Source organism: Erwinia sp. E_sp_B01_1, assembly GCF_036865545.1.
Classification (GTDB): Bacteria; Pseudomonadota; Gammaproteobacteria; order Enterobacterales; family Enterobacteriaceae; genus Erwinia.
The window spans coordinates 2,724,641-2,744,765 of record NZ_CP142208.1 but is presented as its reverse complement, the minus strand read 5'-3'; the positions used below and the strand labels follow the sequence as shown (position 1 = coordinate 2,744,765).

The 20,125-nt window shown below is 53.8% G+C and carries 21 protein-coding genes and 1 pseudogene; 13 read left to right on the top strand and 9 right to left on the bottom strand.

Features of this window, described 5'->3' with window-relative positions; translation table 11 throughout:
• Nucleotides 1-73 precede the first annotated feature (73 nt).
• On the top strand, nucleotides 74-640 hold the full coding sequence (locus VRC33_RS13005) for a VOC family protein (protein WP_338556471.1): 567 nt from the start codon (nucleotides 74-76) through the stop codon (nucleotides 638-640).
• On the opposite strand, the pseudogene VRC33_RS13000 reads toward VRC33_RS13005, so the two are convergent.
• Nucleotides 635-1,794, bottom strand: a pseudogene (locus tag VRC33_RS13000) (PatB family C-S lyase). The gene VRC33_RS13005 and the pseudogene VRC33_RS13000 overlap by 6 nt on opposite strands.
• 100 nt (nucleotides 1,795-1,894) lie before the next feature.
• Here VRC33_RS13000 and cutC point away from each other — a divergent pair.
• From cutC to VRC33_RS12985, 3 genes are all read left to right on the top strand, one after another.
• Nucleotides 1,895-2,650, top strand: coding sequence for a copper homeostasis protein CutC (cutC, locus tag VRC33_RS12995; RefSeq protein ID WP_338556467.1), 756 nt, complete (start codon nucleotides 1,895-1,897; stop codon nucleotides 2,648-2,650).
• 156 nt (nucleotides 2,651-2,806) lie between these two features.
• Nucleotides 2,807-3,322 carry a hypothetical protein gene (locus tag VRC33_RS12990; RefSeq protein ID WP_338556464.1) on the top strand — a complete coding sequence of 172 codons (516 nt, stop codon included), beginning with the start codon at nucleotides 2,807-2,809 and terminating at the stop codon, nucleotides 3,320-3,322.
• A gap of 8 nt (nucleotides 3,323-3,330) precedes the next feature.
• Nucleotides 3,331-3,642 (top strand): hypothetical protein, encoded by a 312-nt coding sequence (locus VRC33_RS12985; protein ID WP_338556461.1) that lies wholly within the window; start codon nucleotides 3,331-3,333, stop codon nucleotides 3,640-3,642.
• A 151-nt stretch (nucleotides 3,643-3,793) separates the two neighbouring features.
• Here VRC33_RS12985 and VRC33_RS12980 read toward each other — a convergent pair whose 3' ends face one another.
• The 6 genes from VRC33_RS12980 to VRC33_RS12955 form a co-directional block, all read right to left on the bottom strand.
• The gene (locus VRC33_RS12980; RefSeq protein WP_338556458.1) at nucleotides 3,794-4,891 is read right to left on the bottom strand and encodes a glycerol dehydrogenase; all 1,098 of its coding nucleotides are present in this window, start codon (nucleotides 4,889-4,891) and stop codon (nucleotides 3,794-3,796) included.
• A gap of 573 nt (nucleotides 4,892-5,464) precedes the next feature.
• Nucleotides 5,465-6,430 carry a tRNA 5-methoxyuridine(34)/uridine 5-oxyacetic acid(34) synthase CmoB gene (gene cmoB / locus VRC33_RS12975; RefSeq protein WP_338556456.1) on the bottom strand — a complete coding sequence of 322 codons (966 nt, stop codon included), beginning with the start codon at nucleotides 6,428-6,430 and terminating at the stop codon, nucleotides 5,465-5,467.
• Nucleotides 6,430-7,170 (bottom strand): carboxy-S-adenosyl-L-methionine synthase CmoA, encoded by a 741-nt coding sequence (gene cmoA / locus VRC33_RS12970; protein ID WP_338556454.1) that lies wholly within the window; start codon nucleotides 7,168-7,170, stop codon nucleotides 6,430-6,432. Before cmoA ends, cmoB begins: the two co-directional genes overlap by 1 nt.
• A 110-nt stretch (nucleotides 7,171-7,280) precedes the next feature.
• Nucleotides 7,281-7,676: an MAPEG family protein gene (locus tag VRC33_RS12965; protein WP_338556452.1), complete on the bottom strand. Its 396-nt coding sequence runs from the start codon at nucleotides 7,674-7,676 to the stop codon at nucleotides 7,281-7,283.
• Between the two features lie 103 nt (nucleotides 7,677-7,779).
• Nucleotides 7,780-8,604: a DUF72 domain-containing protein gene (locus VRC33_RS12960; protein ID WP_338556449.1), complete on the bottom strand. Its 825-nt coding sequence runs from the start codon at nucleotides 8,602-8,604 to the stop codon at nucleotides 7,780-7,782.
• A 93-nt stretch (nucleotides 8,605-8,697) separates the two neighbouring features.
• A complete protein-coding gene (locus VRC33_RS12955; RefSeq protein WP_338556446.1) occupies nucleotides 8,698-9,261 on the bottom strand; it encodes a hydrolase in 564 nt (187 codons plus the stop codon).
• Nucleotides 9,262-9,552: 291 nt separating this feature from the next.
• Between VRC33_RS12955 and aspS the strand changes: the two genes are divergently transcribed.
• From aspS to ruvB, 6 genes are all read left to right on the top strand, one after another.
• On the top strand, nucleotides 9,553-11,346 hold the full coding sequence (gene aspS, locus VRC33_RS12950) for an aspartate--tRNA ligase (RefSeq protein ID WP_338556443.1): 1,794 nt from the start codon (nucleotides 9,553-9,555) through the stop codon (nucleotides 11,344-11,346).
• The gene (nudB, locus tag VRC33_RS12945) at nucleotides 11,347-11,781 is read left to right on the top strand and encodes a dihydroneopterin triphosphate diphosphatase (RefSeq protein ID WP_338556441.1); all 435 of its coding nucleotides are present in this window, start codon (nucleotides 11,347-11,349) and stop codon (nucleotides 11,779-11,781) included. It begins immediately after the preceding gene.
• Between the two features lie 21 nt (nucleotides 11,782-11,802).
• Complete coding sequence (locus VRC33_RS12940) at nucleotides 11,803-12,546, top strand: YebC/PmpR family DNA-binding transcriptional regulator (protein ID WP_338556438.1); 744 nt, start codon at nucleotides 11,803-11,805, stop codon at nucleotides 12,544-12,546.
• Between the two features lie 43 nt (nucleotides 12,547-12,589).
• Nucleotides 12,590-13,114 carry a crossover junction endodeoxyribonuclease RuvC gene (gene ruvC / locus VRC33_RS12935; protein ID WP_338556435.1) on the top strand — a complete coding sequence of 175 codons (525 nt, stop codon included), beginning with the start codon at nucleotides 12,590-12,592 and terminating at the stop codon, nucleotides 13,112-13,114.
• 89 nt (nucleotides 13,115-13,203) lie between these two features.
• Nucleotides 13,204-13,821 carry a Holliday junction branch migration protein RuvA gene (ruvA, locus tag VRC33_RS12930; RefSeq protein ID WP_338556432.1) on the top strand — a complete coding sequence of 206 codons (618 nt, stop codon included), beginning with the start codon at nucleotides 13,204-13,206 and terminating at the stop codon, nucleotides 13,819-13,821.
• Nucleotides 13,822-13,828: 7 nt separating this feature from the next.
• Entirely contained in the window at nucleotides 13,829-14,833 is a 1,005-nt protein-coding gene (gene ruvB, locus VRC33_RS12925; RefSeq protein WP_338556429.1) for a Holliday junction branch migration DNA helicase RuvB, read from the top strand.
• Nucleotides 14,834-15,049: 216 nt separating this feature from the next.
• Here the strand turns inward: ruvB and znuB are convergent, their stop codons facing one another.
• Both znuB and znuC read right to left on the bottom strand, forming a co-directional pair.
• A complete protein-coding gene (znuB, locus tag VRC33_RS12920; RefSeq protein ID WP_338556426.1) occupies nucleotides 15,050-15,835 on the bottom strand; it encodes a zinc ABC transporter permease subunit ZnuB in 786 nt (261 codons plus the stop codon).
• Nucleotides 15,832-16,584: a zinc ABC transporter ATP-binding protein ZnuC gene (znuC, locus tag VRC33_RS12915; protein ID WP_338556424.1), complete on the bottom strand. Its 753-nt coding sequence runs from the start codon at nucleotides 16,582-16,584 to the stop codon at nucleotides 15,832-15,834. The genes znuB and znuC overlap by 4 nt, the downstream gene beginning before the upstream one ends.
• A gap of 77 nt (nucleotides 16,585-16,661) precedes the next feature.
• Between znuC and znuA the strand changes: the two genes are divergently transcribed.
• The 3 genes from znuA to lpxM all read left to right on the top strand — a co-directional run bounded on the left by znuA (nucleotide 16,662) and on the right by lpxM (nucleotide 20,054).
• Nucleotides 16,662-17,609: a zinc ABC transporter substrate-binding protein ZnuA gene (znuA, locus tag VRC33_RS12910; RefSeq protein ID WP_338556420.1), complete on the top strand. Its 948-nt coding sequence runs from the start codon at nucleotides 16,662-16,664 to the stop codon at nucleotides 17,607-17,609.
• Nucleotides 17,610-17,621: 12 nt separating this feature from the next.
• Nucleotides 17,622-18,950, top strand: coding sequence for a murein DD-endopeptidase MepM (gene mepM, locus VRC33_RS12905; protein ID WP_338556417.1), 1,329 nt, complete (start codon nucleotides 17,622-17,624; stop codon nucleotides 18,948-18,950).
• A gap of 132 nt (nucleotides 18,951-19,082) precedes the next feature.
• Entirely contained in the window at nucleotides 19,083-20,054 is a 972-nt protein-coding gene (gene lpxM / locus VRC33_RS12900) for a lauroyl-Kdo(2)-lipid IV(A) myristoyltransferase (protein ID WP_338556414.1), read from the top strand.
• Nucleotides 20,055-20,125: the final 71 nt, after the last annotated feature.

Here is a 20,125-nt window from a genome sequence, read left to right as displayed (position 1 = left end):
ACCAGTTAAGCTGGACCGGTAATAGACTGGGGTCGCAAAACAATGGTTAGACAAATTACAGTAAGGTGAAAGAATGTCGCTGTTTAAAGGCAAAAATGCAGAAGAACTGAACGATCTGGCTAATGATTTGCCACGTTTTTTACAATCCCTTTACGATCTGGCGGACCGGCTGGCATTGGATCTGGCGGGTCTTGATGTGGATCACATTGCGGTGCGTTGTCATCAGGTGACCACCGCAGAGCGCTGGAAAGCCGGATTTATGCAGCATGGGGCGCTATTTTCCGAGAAAGAGATCAATGGTCGTCCTGTGGCCCTTTTTGAACTGGAGTCGCCCCTGAATGTAGGGCCGTGGAAGATAAGCGTTGTTGAACTACCCTGGCCAGGAAACCGGCTCTACAGGCACGAAGGATGGGAGCATGTTGAGGTGGTGCTAAGGGGTGAGGTGGAACAACTCGGTGCGCGTGCGCTGGCCCTGTGTTCAGATGCAGGACTGACTCAGCAGGGGATATCCATTAAAACCAGTTCGCCAAAGGGGGAAGGAGAACGCCTGCCAAATCCCACGCTGGCTATAACCGACGGCAGCGTTACCATCAAGTTCCATCCCTGGAGCCTGAAAGAGATAGTAGAAAGCGAGCTATAAGGTGTTTTGACGGGGTAGCGATTTCACGGCGTTTTCCATACGCCGCAACGCTTCTTCAGTTAAGGCCCGTGGGCAGCCAAAATTGAATCTCACGAAACCATCGTCGCCAAAATCACGACCGGGTGAGAATCCCAGCCCGTGTCGTTCAAAAAGAGTGCCGGGCTGGCGACTTTCAACTGACTGGCATCAATCCACGCCAGATAGGTTGCTTCCGGTGCCACCACCGACAGGCCGTCGATAGCATTGATCCTTTGTGTGAGAAAATCGCGTGAGTTGCGCAGATACTCAAGCTGCTCATCCAGCCAGGGCTGTCCGTCACGCCAGGCAGCCGTGGCCGCCACATAAGCCAGCACATCCACACCGGGCACAATGCCCTGGCGCTCGTTAATAAAGCGTTTGCGCAGTTCAGGATTAGGGATAATCGCCAGGGAAGCGCCCAGCCCGGCGATATTAAAGGTCTTGGAAGGGGATATCAGCGTGACTGAACGCTGCGCCGCATCTTCGCTGAGGCTGGCAAACGGAATATGCCTGACGCCGGGTTCCAGCACTAAATCGCAATGGATTTCATCCGAACAGACTATCAGGTTATGCCGACGGGCAAAGCGCCAGTGCTCCTCCAGCTCTTCGCGGCGATAAACTGTGCCGCCAGGGTTTTGGGGATTGCACAGCATTAACAGCTTTTCGTTGCCGGTCATTTGTGGCTCAAGGGCGGCGAGATCCATCACCCAGCGCTGCTCTTCAAGCCTGAGCTGAGCATTTAACTGTTTGCGGTTGGCAAGCGCAGAAGCTGAGCGGAATGGCGGATAGATCGGTGTTGGGGCGAGGGTTGTCTGATGCACTTCAGTAAAAGCGCGCACGGCAAGATTAAGGCCGCTGACAACGCCAGGCAGAAACACTATCCATTCGGGTTTGATCTCCCACTGATAGCGCTCAGCCAGGCGGGCGATGACTACGTCAATTAGCTCGGCAGGCGGCTTGCCGTATCCAAATACACCGTGCTCCACCCGCTGCTTTAGCGCGTCAATTATACATTCTGGTGAACGAAAATCGGTGTCTGCCACCCAAAGCGGGAGGATATCCTGATCACCATATTTATGCCATTTAAGGCTATCGCTGTGACGGCGATCGATCCGTTCATTAAAATTGCAAGCCATGTCAGGGATTCCCGTTACTATAAATCTTAGAGTATGAAAACAGACTAAACATCTGAAAAGGTTTACACAACCAGCCAGCAGTCATTAACGGGAGGATGGAATGTTAAAACTGGAAGTATGCTGCTATGGAGTAGATTGTGCTTTGGCTGCTGAGAAAGCAGGTGCCGACAGGATAGAGCTTTGCGCTGCGCCCGCAGAGGGCGGAATAACGCCGTCAGCCGGGAGCCTGAAGCAGGCGCGCAAAATCCTGACCTTGCCTGTGCATCCTATCGTGCGCCCAAGAGGCGGCGATTTTTGTTTTACGGACAGTGAATTCAACGAAATAAAATCTGATGTCGCGCTGATCCGTGAACTGGGTTTTCCTGGGGTGGTGGTAGGCATACTGGATGTGGACGGGCATATAGATTTGCCCAGAATGAAGCAAATTATGGCGCTGTGCGAAGGCATGCAGGTGACTTTTCACCGGGCCTTTGATCTTTGCCACAGTCCTCTGATGGCCCTGCAGCAACTGACGGATTTAGGCGTGGCCAGGATCCTGACTTCCGGTCAGCAACAAAGTGCCGAAAGTGGATTAGCGTTGCTGAAGGAACTTAATATGCTCACGCGCGGTCCTATTATTATGGCTGGGGCTGGTGTTCGCCTCAGCAATTTGCAGAAGTTCATTGATGCGGGCCTGAGCGAAGTTCACAGCTCGGCCAGCCAGAGAGTCTCCTCTCCGATGCGCTATCGCAAAGCCGGTGTCTCTATGAATTCTGCGGCCGAAACCGATGAATTCAGTCGTACCTGCGTGGACAGTGATATGGTGGAAGCGATGAAAATTTCCCTGTCACTCAGTTCTCCGGTAAGAGTCGCCTGAGCCGATTTTGCCGCGCAGCACGCCAGTAACGACGTGATGTTTGCAAGTACCAGGCCCCATCATTTTGGTGGGGCTTTTTTTCATCCCGATCTGCCGCAGGGTGAAAATAGCCTTTACACTGAAAGTGATCCCCTTACTTCTTCGACGAGATTGTTCATGAAAATCATCATGCCGGGCGCAGGGTGTTTAGCTTTGTGGGTAGCGCTGTCAGTCGCCGCTTTTGCGGCAGAGATTTGTCCGGCACAGTCACAGCAGATCAATGACAGTAACAGTCTTATGATGCTGGGGGGGACCGCGAAAGGGCCGGTTAAGCAGGTGGTGGTGGGGGAGTTCGGCAAAGACGTCAATCAGCAGAAGCGCATTCTGGGGCAGTTTGACCGCTGTGGCGCGCTAATCAGAGCAGATATCAGCTACGACAAGAATGAAGGCGCGTTGATGCTGCGGATGGTTCAGAGCATTGCCAGGGCTTCAGGTGGCTGGCAGGCCGTGTACGATATGTCGGTGTATGTGGTTAAAGAGGGCAAACCCGTTGAGGTCAACCGTAAGCAGGGCACCATCGATTATCTGGTCAGCCCCAGAGGCATTATTACCAGCGCTACGGATGCTTTTATGCTCAGGGGAAAAAAGGTTTCACTGAGACCACCAACACTTTCGATCCGCAACTGCGGCTGATAAAAAGCGTGGCCAGGGGTTCCGATACCGAGGCTAACGGTGAATATCTCTATCAGTGGAACAGTAAGAATCAGCTGGTGGCTTCGTTGTCCGCTAACAGCAAAATGACCTGGTCTTACGATAAGCAGGACCGTGAGCAGCGACTGACGACAACCACCCATTCTGACAACAGCGAAATGGTGACGGTGGATGAATGTCAGCTCTGGGATGAGCGCGGTAACTGCACGCTGAGCTATTCTCATGAAACCGAAGTGTTCGCTGAGGGGGAAGTTAACCGCAATATCAGCGCGGCTTACCGCTTTGAATACTGGGAAAAGTAAACAGCACTCTTTGGCCGGGGACGTGCTTTCAGAAGGAGCCACAGAGGCAGAGCGGCTGTGATCGGATGATTTAAAAGGCGGCTGAATTGCCCCAGCCGCCCTGAATTTACAGCACCAGCCTGCTGCGCTGACTTTATCCTGAATGACGCGTTTATTTCACCGTCTGGCTGAATGCATCCACGGCCAGAATTGCGCTGGCAATGTCTTCAGCATTCAGATTTGGATTGAGGTTTTTCAGCGTATCGCCTTCACTGTTGGCCAGCGCCCCCACTTTCACCAGGTTTTCCCAGCTTTCATTTTCAAGATGCAACTCTTTCAGCGTGGTTGGCATTTTGATGGAGCGATAGAAACGAATATAGCGAGCAATTTCTTCATCTGGACGCTGCTCCAGTACCATCTGCGTTAAGGTGCCGTAGGCCACTTTTTCACCATGCGTCAGGTGGTGGATTTCACCGTCAATGGCGGTGAAGCCGTTATGAATCGCATGGGCCCCGGCCAGACCCGCATTTTCAAAGCCCAGCCCGGAAAGCAGGGTATTGGCTTCTACTACTGCTTCGACGGCGGGCGTGACCACTTTCTTTTCAACCGCCTGGTAGGCGCTATAGCCGTAAGCCAGCAGCGTTTTCTCACAGGCTTCGGCAATGGCCATACCGGCAATGGTTGGGTCGCCGTTGACCATTGATTTGCTGTGCGAGCGTTTTACCGCCTGCGCTTCCACAAAGGTAGCCAGGCCATCTGCAATACCTGATGCAAACAGACGCACCGGTGCCCTGGCACATACCTGGGTATCGACCAGCACTAAATCGGGATTTTTGCTGTAGAAGCGATAGCTTTCGAAGACGCCGGTATCGGAGTAGATCACGGAAAGGGCACTACAGGGAGCATCGGTGGAGGCAATGGTAGGCACGATCACCACCGGTTGTTTAAGTTCATCGGCCACGGCTTTTACCGTATCCAGCGTTTTACCTCCGCCCAGGCCAATCACCAGGCTGGCACCGCCTTTTTTTGCCAGTTCTGCCAGGCGGGTGATTTCGTTACTGGAAGCTTCACCTTTAAACTGTTCGTAGTGAAACTCAATCTGACTTTGTTTCAGGGATCCCTGAACGTCTTTGCCGATTAATCCCCAGACAATTTCATCTGCCACGACAAACGCATTGTTACCAAGTTCTGCAACATACTCACCTAACTGTGCCATCACACCTGCACCCTGGACATATTTCCGCGGTGAAGAGAAAACGAATTTACTCATGTGGGACTCCTTTCAGTTAATTGAAACGGGCTGACTCCATACTGGACTGAATAGCGCTAAGGCGTTTGTTAAAAAAAGGGTTTGTGAAAAAATACGCATTCTCATTGAGATTAGCAGGTCTGGATGGCTTGGTGGCAGGTCAGTGAGAGGGGGACTTAAAGGCAGGTTGTCTGGAGGGCTGGCGGCAGGTCAGGAAGAGTGGGCTGAACACAAAGACGCAAAAAGCGTCGTCCATGACAGCTCGGCCCGGCACGTCCATGTGCCGGGACGCTTTGTTTATCAGCCCACTCTCCCTTCCCGTTAGCTTCAGTTTCGCCGGGAGCGAGGCGGATACACAGGTCAAAACCAACCCACTTTTGCTTTGTGTAATCACTCAACCACAACCAGCTTTTGACCTGTTTATCCGCTAAACCACAAATCGGCACTGAAAATGAAGGGTGGAGCCTGGGAGCACGTTAGCCGAGTTTCTGCCGCATGGACGCGGCAGCAAAGCCCCCAGGGACCGGGTTCACGGCGTCTCGGATAACGTGCTTCCTGGTGACGCCTTTGCACATCACCGGTTTTGACCTGACCTTAAGGTTTCCTTGCTACCAGCACGGCGCGGAGCGGTGCCGGGTAACCTTCGACGGTTTTGGTTGGGTCGTTCGGGTCGAGGAATTCCGCCAGTGATTCGCTGGTCATCCAGTCGGTGCGGCGCTGCTCGTCGGTGCTGGTGACGGAGTAATCCACAATGCGGACATCTTCAAAGCCGCACTTTTCCAGCCAGCTCTTTAAGGCGCCAGTTGAAGGAATAAAGTAGACGTTACGCATCTGCGCATAACGCTCACCGGGTACCAGCACTTCACGATCGCCGCCTTCCACCACCAGCGTCTCCAGCACCAGTTCGCCGCCGCTCACTAACTGATTTTTCAACTGTAAAAGATGGTCCAGAGGAGAACGACGATGGTAAAGCACGCCCATGGAAAACACGGTATCAAAGGCTTTCAGTTCCGGAAGCTGCTCAATGCCCAACGGCAGTAAATGCGCACGCTGATCGTCGCCTAACAGTTTACGAACCGCTTCGAACTGGCACAGGAACAACTGCATCGGGTCAATTCCAACCACAAGGTTGGCACCCGCTCCAATCATCCGCCACATGTGATAGCCGCTGCCGCAGCCGACATCCAGCACCGTCCTGCCCGCAAGCGAGGAGATATGGGGTAATACGCGCTCCCATTTCCAGTCCGAACGCCATTCGGTATCAATATTCACGCCGTATAACGAATAGGGGCCTTTACGCCAGGGCATCAGATTGCGCAGCAAACTCTCAATGCCGCCACGCTGACGCTCGCTAAGGTGTGGGCTGTCGGCGGTTACGCTGTGGAGTAAATCCAGCGTCTCAGGCTTCAGTGAAGGCAAATGCTCTACTGAACGATCCCAGTTTTTGAAATGTCCATGTAACTGCTCGCGCTGCCAGGCAGCAATTTGTGCCGGCAGCGTCTCCAGCCAGTGGGAGAGGGGGCTTTTTGCAATAAGCTGGTAAAAATTACCGAAATCCATCAGACCTGACCTGCTTTCAGGGCTATCAATGACCCAAAATTAAAACACTGGAACCACAATTCAGCGTGCTCAAAACCGGCGGTACGCAGGCGAGCTTTATGTGTCTCAACGCTGTCCGTCAGCATGACATTCTCCAGCATGCTGCGTTTCTGGCTGATCTCCAGCTCGCTGTAGCCGTTGGCACGCTTAAAATCGTGATGCATATTGAATAACAACTCGCCCACATCAGCATCGGCAAAACTAAACTTCTCTGAAAGAACCAGCGCGCCACCAGGGCGAAGGCCTTTCCAGACGGTGTTCAACAACTGCTGGCGCTCATCCGGCTCCAGGAATTGCAGCGTGAAGTTCAGAACTACCATCGAGGCATTTTCAATGGTGATATTGCGGATGTCCGCCTCAATCACCTCAACCGGCGTCTCTGCGCGGAAAGCATCAATATGACGTCGGCAGCGTTCAACCATTGCCGGGGAATTATCTACGGAAATGATCTTGCAGCCTTCGGCTTTGATATTACGGCGTACCGAAAGCGTCGCCGCACCCAAAGAACACCCCAGATCGTAAACCTGAGTGTTGGGCTGCACAAAGCGCTCAGCCAGCATGCCAATCATGGAAATAATGTTTGAATAACCCGGCACCGAGCGCTGGATCATATCGGGGAAAACTTCTGCAACGCGCTCGTCAAACGTCCAGTCACCCAGTTTGGCAATTGGCGCGGAGAACAACGTATCGCGGTTAGACATAGTGGTAAGCCCGGAAACGGAAAGGCCGTATTTTGGCAGAAAGCGGCGCGGGCTGCACCCTTTCTGCCACTGTAGCCAGTCAGAGAGGTTAAAAAGTGACGGCGAAACGATTAATGCAGGGTCAGAACCAGATCCCACGGCAGAAAAATAAGATTCAAAATAATCATCCCCAGCAGCGAGAGCAGGGTGATGATCATACCGTTTTTACGCCACAGCAGCGTGCTGGTGCGCATGCCGTAGCTGTGCAGGATGCGGCCCAGGAAGAAGAACAGGCCCGCCAGATGCAGCATCCAGATATCGGCCCCGTTCATCTCCATCACCACCAGTAGCAGGGTGGCCAGAGGAATGTACTCCACGGCATTTCCGTGAATGCGAATGGCGGTCTGAAGTTCGTAAAATCCGCCATCGCCGTGTGAAACGCGATACAGGCGGCGAAGACGAACAACATCAATAGAAAACTTAATCAGAAACAGTGCTCCAAGCACGACATACAGGGCGCTGACCATCCCAACTCCAAAAGCACATAAATAACTGGCCTCATCATAGCGGTGAAAGCGCTGGCTGTCAGTGCGTGACCGCCATAGTTAAGGATTTATCTTAGGCTTAGCCTCAGAAAAGGTGTGCCTGCTGCGGCCAGTCTGGCGGATCGCCCACCTGAGGCAGCGCCTGTTGCAGAGCCTTCCACAGGTACTGCACCAGTTCAGGTGCCTGGGCAATATCCGGCGTATGGAGAAACAGCCAGGGTTGCCCCTGTTCACACCACTGCGGCAGCCTGGTCAGCCAGGCCTGAAACCATGCCAGGTTGGCTTCAGCATCATCGCTGCCGATAAAACGGATCATGGGCTTATCGGCGGTCATCACGGCATGGACCGGCAACTTAGGCTTTTTGCGCTGTGCGTCAATAACGGCCTGACTGGTGGGCCTGGCGGAGTGGACTCCACGGGTATCCAGGATGACCCGATTCACGCCTCGCTGATGTAATCCGCGATTCAGCGCCAGCTCCGCTTCCCCTTTGGCAAAAAAGTCGGGATGGCGGACTTCCACACCATAGCTGAACGACGCTGGCAGGGCATCAAGAAAGGCCCAAAGCGCGGGCAAATCGGCGGGAGCGAATTTTCCAGGCATTTGAAGCCAGTACTGACCAATACGTGGGGCCAGAGGTTCAAGCAAAGCGAAAAATTCAGCCGTCAAATCGCCGCAGTTACGCAGGGCAGACTGATGAGTGATGGTGGCGGGGAATTTAAAGCAGAAGCGGAACTCATCGCTGGTCATATCGCGCCAGCGCTGAACAATTTCAGGACGCGGTAGCGCATATAGCGTGGTGTTGCCTTCCACACAGTTAAAGTACTGCGCATAATCTTCGAGGGTACTCATACCCAATTTTTTCCACTGCGGATGCTGCCATTGCGGCAGTCCGAGATAAAAAGGTTTCATCGGCGTTTCCGGATTGGCGACCTGCCTGAAATGTAGCGAGTGAGTGAAGAGAGCGCAACCCGCCGGAGGATCGCTGACCGGCGGGTTGGGAGATTACAGCGCGGAAAGGATTTCTGAAGAGTTACGCACACGACCCAGACGCGGGAAGATGTGTTTAAAGCTGCCGTTGTGCTCTTCGGTGCTGCCGGCGCTGCAGATATCTTCAGCCACCACCAGATTGAAGCCCAGCTCCCAGGCATTACGCGCGGTGGATTCCACGCCGATGTTGGTTGAGATACCGCCCAGCACGATGGTATCAATGCCGCGACGACGAAGCTGCAACTCAAGATCGGTGCCGTAGAATGCGCCCCACTGATGCTTGGTGACTTCAATATCGCCGTCTTTCTTACCCAGAGCTACCGGATAATCCCACCAGTTTTCTGGCAGTGCACCGCCGTGGCTGACATCCACAGGCTGTTTTGGCGCATCGCCAAAATCTTTTGCCCAGCCCACGCGGACCAGCACCACAGGAGCGTTTACCGAACGGAATTTTTCAGCCAGCACCGCAGAACGGGCTACCACATCTGAAGCAGCATAAGGACCGCCAGCAAAAGGCAGAATGCCTTCCTGCAAATCAATTAATACCAGTGCAGTCTTGCCCGCATTTAATTCCAACATAGTCTCTCCGGTCAAAAGGGGGAAATCAGTGAGATTACGGGTGATAGGCCCCCACGACAATGTTCGCAACGGCTGAAATTTGTTAGCTTTTGTGAGAAGTGAGTGAATTGAGATCAATTAAGCGGGAAAAGGTCAGGCCAGATGGGGTTACAGCTCTTATCGCGCCGGGCTTTTTCCATTATAATGGCCGCCTTTTTTCGCGGCAGCATAGCTTTGTAAGAGTGGATCGCTTTGCAAGGCTGAACACTGAATCATGCTGCGGCGATGCGGCGAAGTTTAAAGGATATCGTTATGCGTACTGATTATTGCGGGCAGATCAACCTGTCTCACGTAGGCCAACAAGTGACACTCTGCGGTTGGGTCAATCGCCGCCGCGACCTGGGTAGCCTGATCTTTATTGATATGCGTGACCGCGAAGGCATCGTGCAGGTGTTTTTCGATCCGGATCGTCAGGATGCCTTCAAACTGGCCTCTGAACTGCGTAACGAATTTTGCATTCAGCTTACCGGCACCGTCCGCGCCCGTGATGAGAAAAATAAAAACAGCGACATGGCCACCGGTGAAGTCGAAATCTTCGCCACCGATCTGACCATCATCAACCGTTCAGAACCTCTGCCGCTGGATTCTAATCACGCCAACACTGAAGAAGCGCGCCTGAAATACCGCTATCTGGATCTGCGTCGCCCTGATATGGCTCAGCGCCTGAAGGCCCGTGCCAAAATCACCAGCTTTGTGCGCCGCTTTATGGACGATCACGGCTTCCTGGACATTGAAACGCCAATGCTGACCAAAGCCACGCCTGAAGGTGCGCGTGACTACCTGGTGCCAAGCCGCGTCCACAAAGGTAAATTCTATGCGCTGCCGCAATCACCTCAGCTCTTCAAACAGCTGCTGATGATGTCCGGCTTCGATCGTTACTACCAGATTGTTAAATGCTTCCGTGATGAAGATCTGCGTGCTGACCGTCAGCCAGAATTTACCCAGATCGATGTTGAAACCTCCTTTATGACCGCGCCACAGGTGCGTGAGATCATGGAGAAGCTGGCGCGTGGATTATGGCAGGATGTGAAAGGCGTGGATCTCGGGGCGTTCCCGATGATGACCTTCGAAGAAGCGATGCGTCGTTACGGTTCCGATAAGCCAGACCTGCGTAACCCTATGGAGCTGGTGGACGTTGCGGATCTGCTGAAAGAGGTGGAGTTCAAAGTCTTCTCCGGCCCGGCTAACGATGCCAAAGGCCGTGTGGCTGCGCTGCGTGTCCCTGGCGGTGCGACTCTCACCCGCAAGCAGATTGATGAGTACACCAAATTTGTTGAAATCTACGGGGCCAAAGGCCTGGCGTGGATGAAAGTCAACGAGCGTGCTAAAGGCCTGGAAGGCATCAGCAGCCCGGTGGCTAAATTCCTGACCGCTGAGATCGTTGAAGCGATTCTGGAACGTACCAACGCCGCTGATGGCGACAGCATCTTCTTCGGTGCTGACAGCGCCAAAGTGGTAGCCGATGCTTTAGGCGCGCTGCGCCTGAAACTGGGCCGCGACCTGAACATCACCAACGGTAACGAATGGGCCCCTCTGTGGGTTGTCGACTTCCCGATGTTCGAAGAGGACGGCGAGGGCGGTCTGACTGCCATGCACCATCCGTTCACTGCGCCAAAAGATATGACGCCGGACGAGCTGAAATCCGTGCCGGAAACCGCTATCGCTAATGCCTACGATATGGTGATCAACGGTTATGAAGTGGGTGGCGGTTCAGTCCGTATTCACAGGGGCGAGATGCAGCAAACCGTGTTCGGTATTCTCGGCATTACCGAGCAGGAACAGCGCGAGAAATTTGGCTTCCTGCTGGATGCGCTGAAGTACGGAACGCCGCCTCATGCAGGCCTGGCTTTCGGTCTGGATCGTCTGGTGATGCTGTTGACCGGCACGGATAACATCCGTGATGTTATCGCTTTCCCGAAAACTACCGCAGCGGCCTGCCTGATGACCGAAGCACCCAACTTCGCTAACCCAACCTCGCTGGGCGAGCTGGGCATTGAAGTGATGAAAAAGTATCAGGCCGCTGACCAGACTTCAGAGAAAGAGTAAATGGCCTTTAAGCATCCCGTATCGGTACTGGTGGTGATTTACGCCCGAGATACCGGGCGGGTGCTGATGCTCCAGCGTCGGGACGATCCCAGCTTCTGGCAGTCGGTAACCGGCAGCCAGGAACCGGACGAAACGCTGGCGGAAACGGCGGTGCGGGAAGTGCGGGAAGAGCTGGGAATTGATGTCAACGCCAGGCAGCTCACAGTAGTTGACTGCCAGCGTCAGATACAATTCGAAATCTTCGCCCACTTCCGCCATCGTTATGCGCCGGATGTGACGCACAACAGTGAGCACTGGTTCAGCCTGGCGTTGCCTGCCGAGTGGGAGATGACGCTAAGCGAGCATCTGGCAATGAAGTGGCTTACGCCTGCTGAAGCAGCCCGGCTCACCAAGTCCTGGAGTAACCGCCAGGCAATAGAAGAATTCGTTATTTAGTCTTTATGGAGAATTGAATTTATGGCAGGCCACAGTAAATGGGCTAACACCAAGCACCGTAAAGCGGCGCAGGATTCCAAACGCGGCAAGATTTTCACCAAAATCATCCGTGAACTGGTGACTGCCGCCAAACTGGGTGGCGGCGATGCCAGCTCTAACCCACGTTTGCGCGCCGCTATGGATAAAGCGCTGTCGAACAACATGACGCGTGACACCATGAACCGTGCGATTGCACGCGGCGTGGGCGGTGATGATGACACCAATATGGAAACCATCATCTATGAAGGTTACGGCCCCGGCGGCACCGCAGTCATGGTGGAATGCCTGAGTGATAACCGTAACCGTACCGTCTCTGAAGTGCGTCATGCCTTTACCAAAACCGGCGGCAACCTGGGGACAGATGGCTCTGTAGCCTACCTGTTTACCCGTAAAGGCGTGGTCTCTTTCGCACCGGGTCTTGAAGAAGACACCGTGATGGATGCGGCGCTGGAAGCGGGCGCAGACGATGTGGTGACCTATGAAGATGGCACCATTGACGTCTTCACCGCCTGGGAATCGCTGGGTCAGGTCAAAGATGCGCTGGAAGCGACGGGCCTCAAGGCCGAATCTGCTGAAGTGACCATGATCCCGTCAACCAAAGCGGATATGGATGAAGAGACTGCACCTAAGTTGATGCGTCTGATCGATATGCTGGAAGACTGCGACGATGTGCAGGAAGTCTACCATAACGGTGAGATCTCCGACGAGGTGGCGGCAACCCTTTAATGGCGTTGTCAGCACAGACTAACCCCGTGGCCGGAGAAGCGTGATGGCGATCATTTTAGGTATCGATCCAGGTTCACGCATCACCGGCTACGGCGTAATCCGTCAGGTCGGACGCCAGTTAACCTATCTTGGCAGCGGCTGTATTCGTACCAACGTCACGGATCTGCCGTCCCGCCTGAAGCTGATATATGCTGGCGTCAGTGAAATCATCACCCAGTTCCAGCCTGAGTATTTCGCCATTGAGCAGGTCTTTATGGCGAAAAATGCGGATTCAGCCCTCAAACTCGGCCAGGCACGCGGGGCTGCGATTGTGGCGGCAGTGAACCAGGATTTACCGGTATTTGAATATGCGGCACGCCAGGTAAAACAAACCGTGGTGGGCACCGGCAGCGCGGAAAAAAGCCAGGTACAGCATATGGTGAAAACCCTGCTGAAACTCTCTGCCAGCCCGCAGGCAGATGCCGCCGATGCGTTGGCGATCGCCATCACTCACTGCCACCTCAGCCAGAACATCACCCGCATAGGGGAAGGACAACTGAACCTCGCGCGTGGCCGTCTTCGTTCCTGATAAGCTGGATATTCATCCAGCTTTTTTTATGCTATAACCTCCGCATTCTTATTTATATAAAGCTTACCTGAAAGAGAAGGGGTAAAAACGTGATTGGTCGTCTTAGAGGCAACATCCTGGAAAAACAACCGCCGCTGGTCCTGCTGGAAGCCAATGGCGTAGGTTATGAAGTGCATATGCCGATGACCTGTTTTTATGAGCTTCCTGAACTGAACCAGGAAACCATCATCTTTACCCATTTCGTGGTACGCGAAGATGCCCAGCTGCTGTTCGGCTTTAACAGCAAGCAGGAACGCGCGCTGTTTCGTGAGCTGATCAAAGTCAACGGTGTCGGGCCTAAGCTGGCTCTGGCAATCCTCTCCGGCATGTCTGCTCAGCAGTTTGTCACCGCCGTCGAGCGTGAAGAGATTGCCTCACTGGTGAAACTGCCGGGCGTGGGCAAGAAAACCGCCGAACGTCTGGTGGTAGAGATGAAAGACCGCTTTAAAGGCATGCATGGCGATCTGTTTGCTGCCGATACGCCATTTGCGCTGACCAGTGAAGTTCAGCCAAACGATGCTGCCAACGACGCAGAGAGTGAAGCCGTTGCCGCACTGGTATCTCTGGGGTATAAACCGCAGGAAGCCAGCCGGATGATCAGCAAAGTAGGGCGTCCGGATGCCGATTGTGAAACGCTGATCCGCGAAGCACTGCGCGCGGCAATTTGAGGTAAGCATGATAGAAGCCGATCGCCTGGTCTCGCCGGGAACCATCACTGAAGAAGAGGTCATTGACCGCGCCATTCGTCCCAAGCTGCTGACGGAATATGTCGGGCAGCCTGTGGTCCGCGAGCAGATGGAAATCTTTATTCAGGCGGCCAAAATGCGCGGCGATGCCCTAGATCATCTGTTGATCTTCGGGCCACCGGGTCTGGGCAAAACCACGCTGGCTAATATAGTGGCCAATGAGATGGGCGTGAACCTGCGCACCACCTCTGGCCCGGTACTGGAAAAAGCCGGCGATCTGGCTGCGATGCTGACCAATCTTGAACCCCACGACGTGCTGTTCATTGATGAAATCCATCGCCTCTCGCCAGTAGTGGAAGAGGTGCTTTATCCGGCAATGGAAGATTACCAGCTGGATATCATGATTGGCGAAGGCCCCGCCGCAAGAAGTATCAAACTCGACCTTCCACCCTTTACCCTGATTGGTGCAACGACGCGCGCCGGATCCCTTACCTCGCCCCTGCGTGACCGCTTCGGTATCGTGCAGCGCCTGGAATTTTACAAGGTGGAAGATCTGCAGCATATCGTCTCACGCAGTGCCGCCTGTCTGGGCCTGCCACTGAGCGAAGAAGGCGCGCTGGAAATTGCCCGCCGTGCCCGTGGAACACCACGTATAGCTAACCGCCTGCTACGACGCGTGAGGGACTTTTCTGAAGTCAAAGCCGCAGGAAGCCTGAGCGGGGATGTCGCCTCCCGCGCGCTGGATATGCTGAGTGTGGATACCGAAGGCTTCGACTATATGGACCGTAAACTGCTGCTGGCGATCATCGACAAGTTTATGGGCGGCCCGGTAGGGCTGGATAACCTCGCCGCTGCTATTGGCGAAGAGCGGGAAACCATCGAAGACGTGCTGGAACCCTACCTGATACAGCAGGGCTTTATCCAGCGTACGCCGCGTGGTCGTATGGCAACAAATCACGCCTATAAGCACTTTGGGATTTCACGCGAAGAATAAAGAAGAGAGTAGTCACTGAAACCTCCCACCGACAACACTACAGTTGAGGGGAGGGGAACAAAGGCTGTGAATAAAGCGTCTCGCCACATGGACGTGGCGAGCCGAGCTATCAGGGACGATGCTGTTTGCGTCTTTATGAACAGCCAGCGGTGCCACAGCAGTCCGCCCTTAGATCCCCCAGCAATTTCGCCCTTTGCTCGCCTCGCCCTTAAAAACCTATACCGCAGGGCGCTTCATCATACTCAGCATAAACATTACCGATGCTCCCAACACTACCGATGGGCCTGCCGGCGTGTCGTACCAGGCGGAAAAACTTAAGCCAGCCGTGACGGCCAGAATCCCCACCAGCACCGCAATTCCCGCCATCTGCTCTGGCGAACGGGCAAACCGCCGCGCCGTGGCCGCAGGAATGATCAGCAGGGAAGTGATAATCAAAGCACCAACAAACTTCATCGCCACACCGATCGTCAGCGCCGTCACCAGCATCAACACCAGCTTGGTACGCTGAAGATTAACCCCATCAACCTGCGCCAGTTCGGGGCTGATAGTCATCGACAGCAGTGAACGCCAGTTCAGCGCCAGCACGGCAAGCACAATGAAAACGCCCGCTGCAATGGTGTAAAGATCGGTTGGGGTTACAGAAAGCAAATCGCCAAACAGGTACGCCATCAAATCCACGCGCACATTCGACATCAGACTGACCACCACCAGACCCAGCGACAGCGCGCTGTGTGCCAGAATGCCCAGCAGCGTATCAATCGCCAGATGTGGCCTGCGTTCCAGCCATACCAGCAACAACGAAAGTAGCAGCGTCACGGCAATCACCGCGTAAAAAGGGCTGACGTTCAGCAGCAAACCAAAGGCGACCCCAAGCAGAGAAGCATGGGCCAGGGTATCGCCGAAATAGGACATCCGACGCCAGACAACAAAAGAGCCGAGCGGGCCTGCTGCCAGCGCCAGAAGGAATCCGGCAAACCAGCCGGGTAAAAGCAATTCAATCACTGGCCTTGCCCTCTGCGTAATACAATGCGTCCCTGTAAATCGTGACGATGATTGTGGTGATGACGGTAAATTGCCAGCTGCTCAGCGCCGCGGCTACCGAACATCGAAATAAATTCCGGATGTTTGGAAACCACTTCTGGCGTTCCTGAACAGCAGATATGCTGATTCAGACAGAGAACTTCATCCGTTTTGGCCATCACCAGATGCAGATCGTGGGAAACCATCAATACGCCGCAATTCAACTCCTGGCGCAGCTGATCTATCAAATCGTACAGCGCGACTTGCCCATTCACATCCACACCCTGGGTCGGCTCATCAAGTACCAGAAGCTGGGGCTGATTCAAAAGAGCGCGAGCCAGTAACACGCGCTGCATCTCCCCGCCGGACAATTTCTGCAAAGGATAATGAAGCAGCTGCGCGGCCTGCACTCGTTTGAGCGCTGGCTGAATATCAGCGCGTTTGACACCGCCACGCAGCAGCATAAAACGTTCAACGGTTAACGGAAGGGTCGCGTCCAGGTGAATTTTTTGCGGAACGTAGCCAATGCGCAGCTGGGCCGGGCGCTCCATGGTTCCTTTATCCGGCTGAATCAACCCCAGCACCACGCGCACAAGCGTGGATTTGCCCGCGCCATTCGGGCCGAGCAGGGTCAGGATTTTGCCGGGTTGCAGCGTTAGCGAGACGTCCGAAAGCACCCGGCGCTGACCAAAGCTGACAGAAATTTTTTCAAGCTTAATCAATGAGGACATAAACATTACGGCTTGCAGAATTAATAGAATGTTATAATATCACATTTCTTCGACTTATCACGATGGATTGAAAAATTATGTTACACAATAAAAAGACCCTGACGACGCTGGTTTCTTCTCTGGCATTAGCCGGTTCGCTTACTGCTTCTGCCCATGCCGACGTTGTGGCTTCCGTTAAGCCGTTGGGCTTCATCGCTGCAGCAATTGCCGATGGCGTTACGCCGGTCAAGGTTCTGCTGCCAGATGGCGCATCCGAACATGATTATGCTCTGCGTCCGTCGGATATCAAACGCTTGCAGGGCGCGGATCTTGTGGTGTGGGTGGGGCCGGAAATGGAAGCTTTTATGCCGAAAGCAGTCGCGCAATTACCGGCACAAAAATCTGTGGAATTATCTGATTTACCCACGGTGAAACCCCTGTTAATTCGGGGTGCCGAAGAGGATGAGCATCAACATGATGAGACCAGCGAAGCACATGATGAACATCAACATTCTCACCATCACGGTGAATATAATATGCACCTGTGGATGTCCCCAGAGATAGCAAGGCAATCCGCGGTTGCAATCCATGCAAAATTATTGGAACTTATGCCGCAAAGCAGAGACAAACTAGACGCGAACCTGCAGCATTTTGAAGCAGAATTGGCGACCGCCAATACGCAAATCAGTTCTCAGCTTGCGCCGGTGAAGGGGAAGGGGTATTTCGTTTTTCACGATGCTTACAGCTACTTTGAAAAACAGTTCGGTTTGACGCCACTTGGTCATTTTACCGTTAACCCAGAGATCCAGCCGGGCGCACAACGATTACATCAAATTCGAACAGAGCTGGTTGAGCACAAGGCCGTATGCGTCTTTGCTGAGCCACAATTCAGGCCAGCCGTAATTGATGCTGTTGCCAGAGGAACCAAAGTGCGTTCTGGAACGCTGGATCCGCTGGGAATTGACATCTCCCTGGGCAAGGACAGTTATGTGAAATTCCTCTCACAACTGTCCAGCCAGTATGCGAGCTGCCTGAAAGGAGCCTAGAGGAACAACTAAGTGCAGCATATTGCCCGCGCTGTCAGCATGGCGTTTAACACATTGCCACGAACCCACCGCATCATGCTGGGTTCGCTCACCGTCGTAACGCTGGCCGTCTCCGTATGGCGGCCTTTTGTTTACCATCCCAGCGGTGAAACCAATCCCATTGTCAAAAGCATCGAGCTGGACAAAAATCAGCTGCGAACGCTGCTGCCTGAAGCCAGTGAGCCTATCGACCAGGATACGCCTGCGCCTGAAGATGATGTGCCAAAAGATGAGATAGATGAGGATGTCCCGAATGAAACCGGCACCCATGACTACGTTGTCTCATCGGGCGATACATTAAGTAGCGTTCTGAATCAGTATGGCATTGATATGGGAGATATCAACCAGCTGGCCAGGGTCGACAAGGATTTGCGTAATCTGCGGGTGGGCCAACAGCTGAGCTGGACGCTGACCGATGACGGGCAGCTGCAACGTCTGAGCTGGGAAGCCTCGCGCCGTGAAACCCGTACTTATGACAGGTCCGGAGATACCTTTAAATCCTCTTCAGAAGTGCAGAAAGGGGAGTGGAAAGATACCGTTCTCTCCGGCACCGTTAACGGCAGTTTTGTTAACAGCGCCAAACAGGCAGGGCTGAACAGCGGTGAAATCAGTGCGGTGATCAAGGCACTGCAGTGGCAAATGGATTTCCGTAAGCTGCGCAACGGCGATAAATTCTCGGTGCTGATGTCCCGTGAGATGCTCGACGGCAAAAGCGAGCAGAGCCAGCTTTCCGGCGTTCGCCTGCAATCGGGCGGAAAAAATTACTACGCTATTCGCGCAGAAGACGGCAAGTTCTATGACCGCACCGGTGCAGGGCTTGCTCAGGGCTTTATGCGTTTCCCTACGGTTAAACAGTATCGTGTCTCCTCGAACTTCAATCCTCGCCGTCTGAACCCGGTTACCGGGCGTATTGCACCGCACAAAGGGGTGGATTTTGCTATCCCGGTTGGCACCCCCGTGCTGGCTGTGGGTGACGGTGAGGTTATCGTCTCTAAACGCAGCGGCGGCGCGGGCAACTACGTGGCTATCCGTCATGGCCGTCAGTACATGACGCGCTATATGCACATGAAAAAATTGCTGGTGAAACCCGGCGAAAAAGTGAAGCGTGGCGAGCGTATTGGTCTGTCTGGCAGTACCGGACGTTCCACCGGGCCTCACCTGCACTTTGAAATCTGGATCAACAATCAGGCTGTTAACCCACTGACGGCGAAACTGCCCCGGATGGAAGGCCTGACCGGGAAAGATCGCAGTGCTTATCTGGCTCAGGTACGTGAAGTGATGCCGCAGCTACGCTTCAAATAAGAGGTTAATGGCGTGCATCAGAAAGCCGACGGGGTCTCCCGCCGGCTTTTTCATTTTGTTAATGGATTGAATCGCCATTGCAAAATCGCCCGTCAGCACTATCATAAGCCGGTTATTGTCTGAGGCGAGTGCATGGAAAACAGCAAAAAAAGCAACAATGAGTTCATCCCTACTTTTCAAAAATCCTTTCTGCTGCCGCGTTTCTGGGGAAACTGGCTGGCTATTGGAGCCTGCGCAGCAATGGCGTGGGTCCCTGCACGCCTGCGCGATCCGCTGCTGGGTTCGCTGGGGAGTTTTGTCGGCAAGTATGCCAAAAGTGCCAGAAGGCGCGCGCAAATAAATCTGTTTTACTGCCTGCCTGAAGTGTCGGAAGCCGAACGGGAAAAAATCATTGATGAGATGTTTGCTACGGCACCTCAGTCAATGGTGATGATGGCCGAGCTGGCGATGCGCCCGGAGCATACCCGTCAGCGTATTACCTGGCATAACAGAGAGATAATCGAAGCCATTCGGGCTGAAGGTCAGAACGTGATACTCCTGGTCCCGCATGGATGGGCTGTGGATATCCCGGCGATGGTGCTGGCCTTTGAAGGGCAGAAGATGGCCGCGATGTTTAACCATCAGAGCGACCCGCTGATGGATTATGTCTGGAATGCGCTTCGTCGGCGTTTTGGTGGCCGTATGCATGCCCGCGATGACGGCATTAAGCCCTTTATCAGTTCGGTGCGTCAGGGCTACTGGGGCTATTATCTGCCGGATCAGGATCACGGTGCAGAACACAGTGAATTTGTAGATTTTTTTGGCACCTATAAAGCCACGCTGCCCGCTGTTGGCCGTCTGATGAAAGTATGCCGCGCTCGTGTAGTTCCGCTGTTTCCGGTTTACAACAGTAAAACGCACCGTCTGGATATTCACCTGCGTGAACCCATGGACGATTTGCTGGAGGCAGACGACTCTACCCTGGCACGCCGGATGAACGAAGAGGTGGAGGAACTGGTCCGCCCCAATCCGGAGCAGTATACCTGGATTCTGAAGCTTCTGAAGACGCGGAAAGAGGGCGATATTGAGCCTTACAAGCGCAAAGATATTTACCCTAAAAAATAATCAGCAAGATTCAGGCAGTAAGAAAGGCAGTGAATAACACAGGAAAGGTTTTTTGCTGCCAGGCATTATGA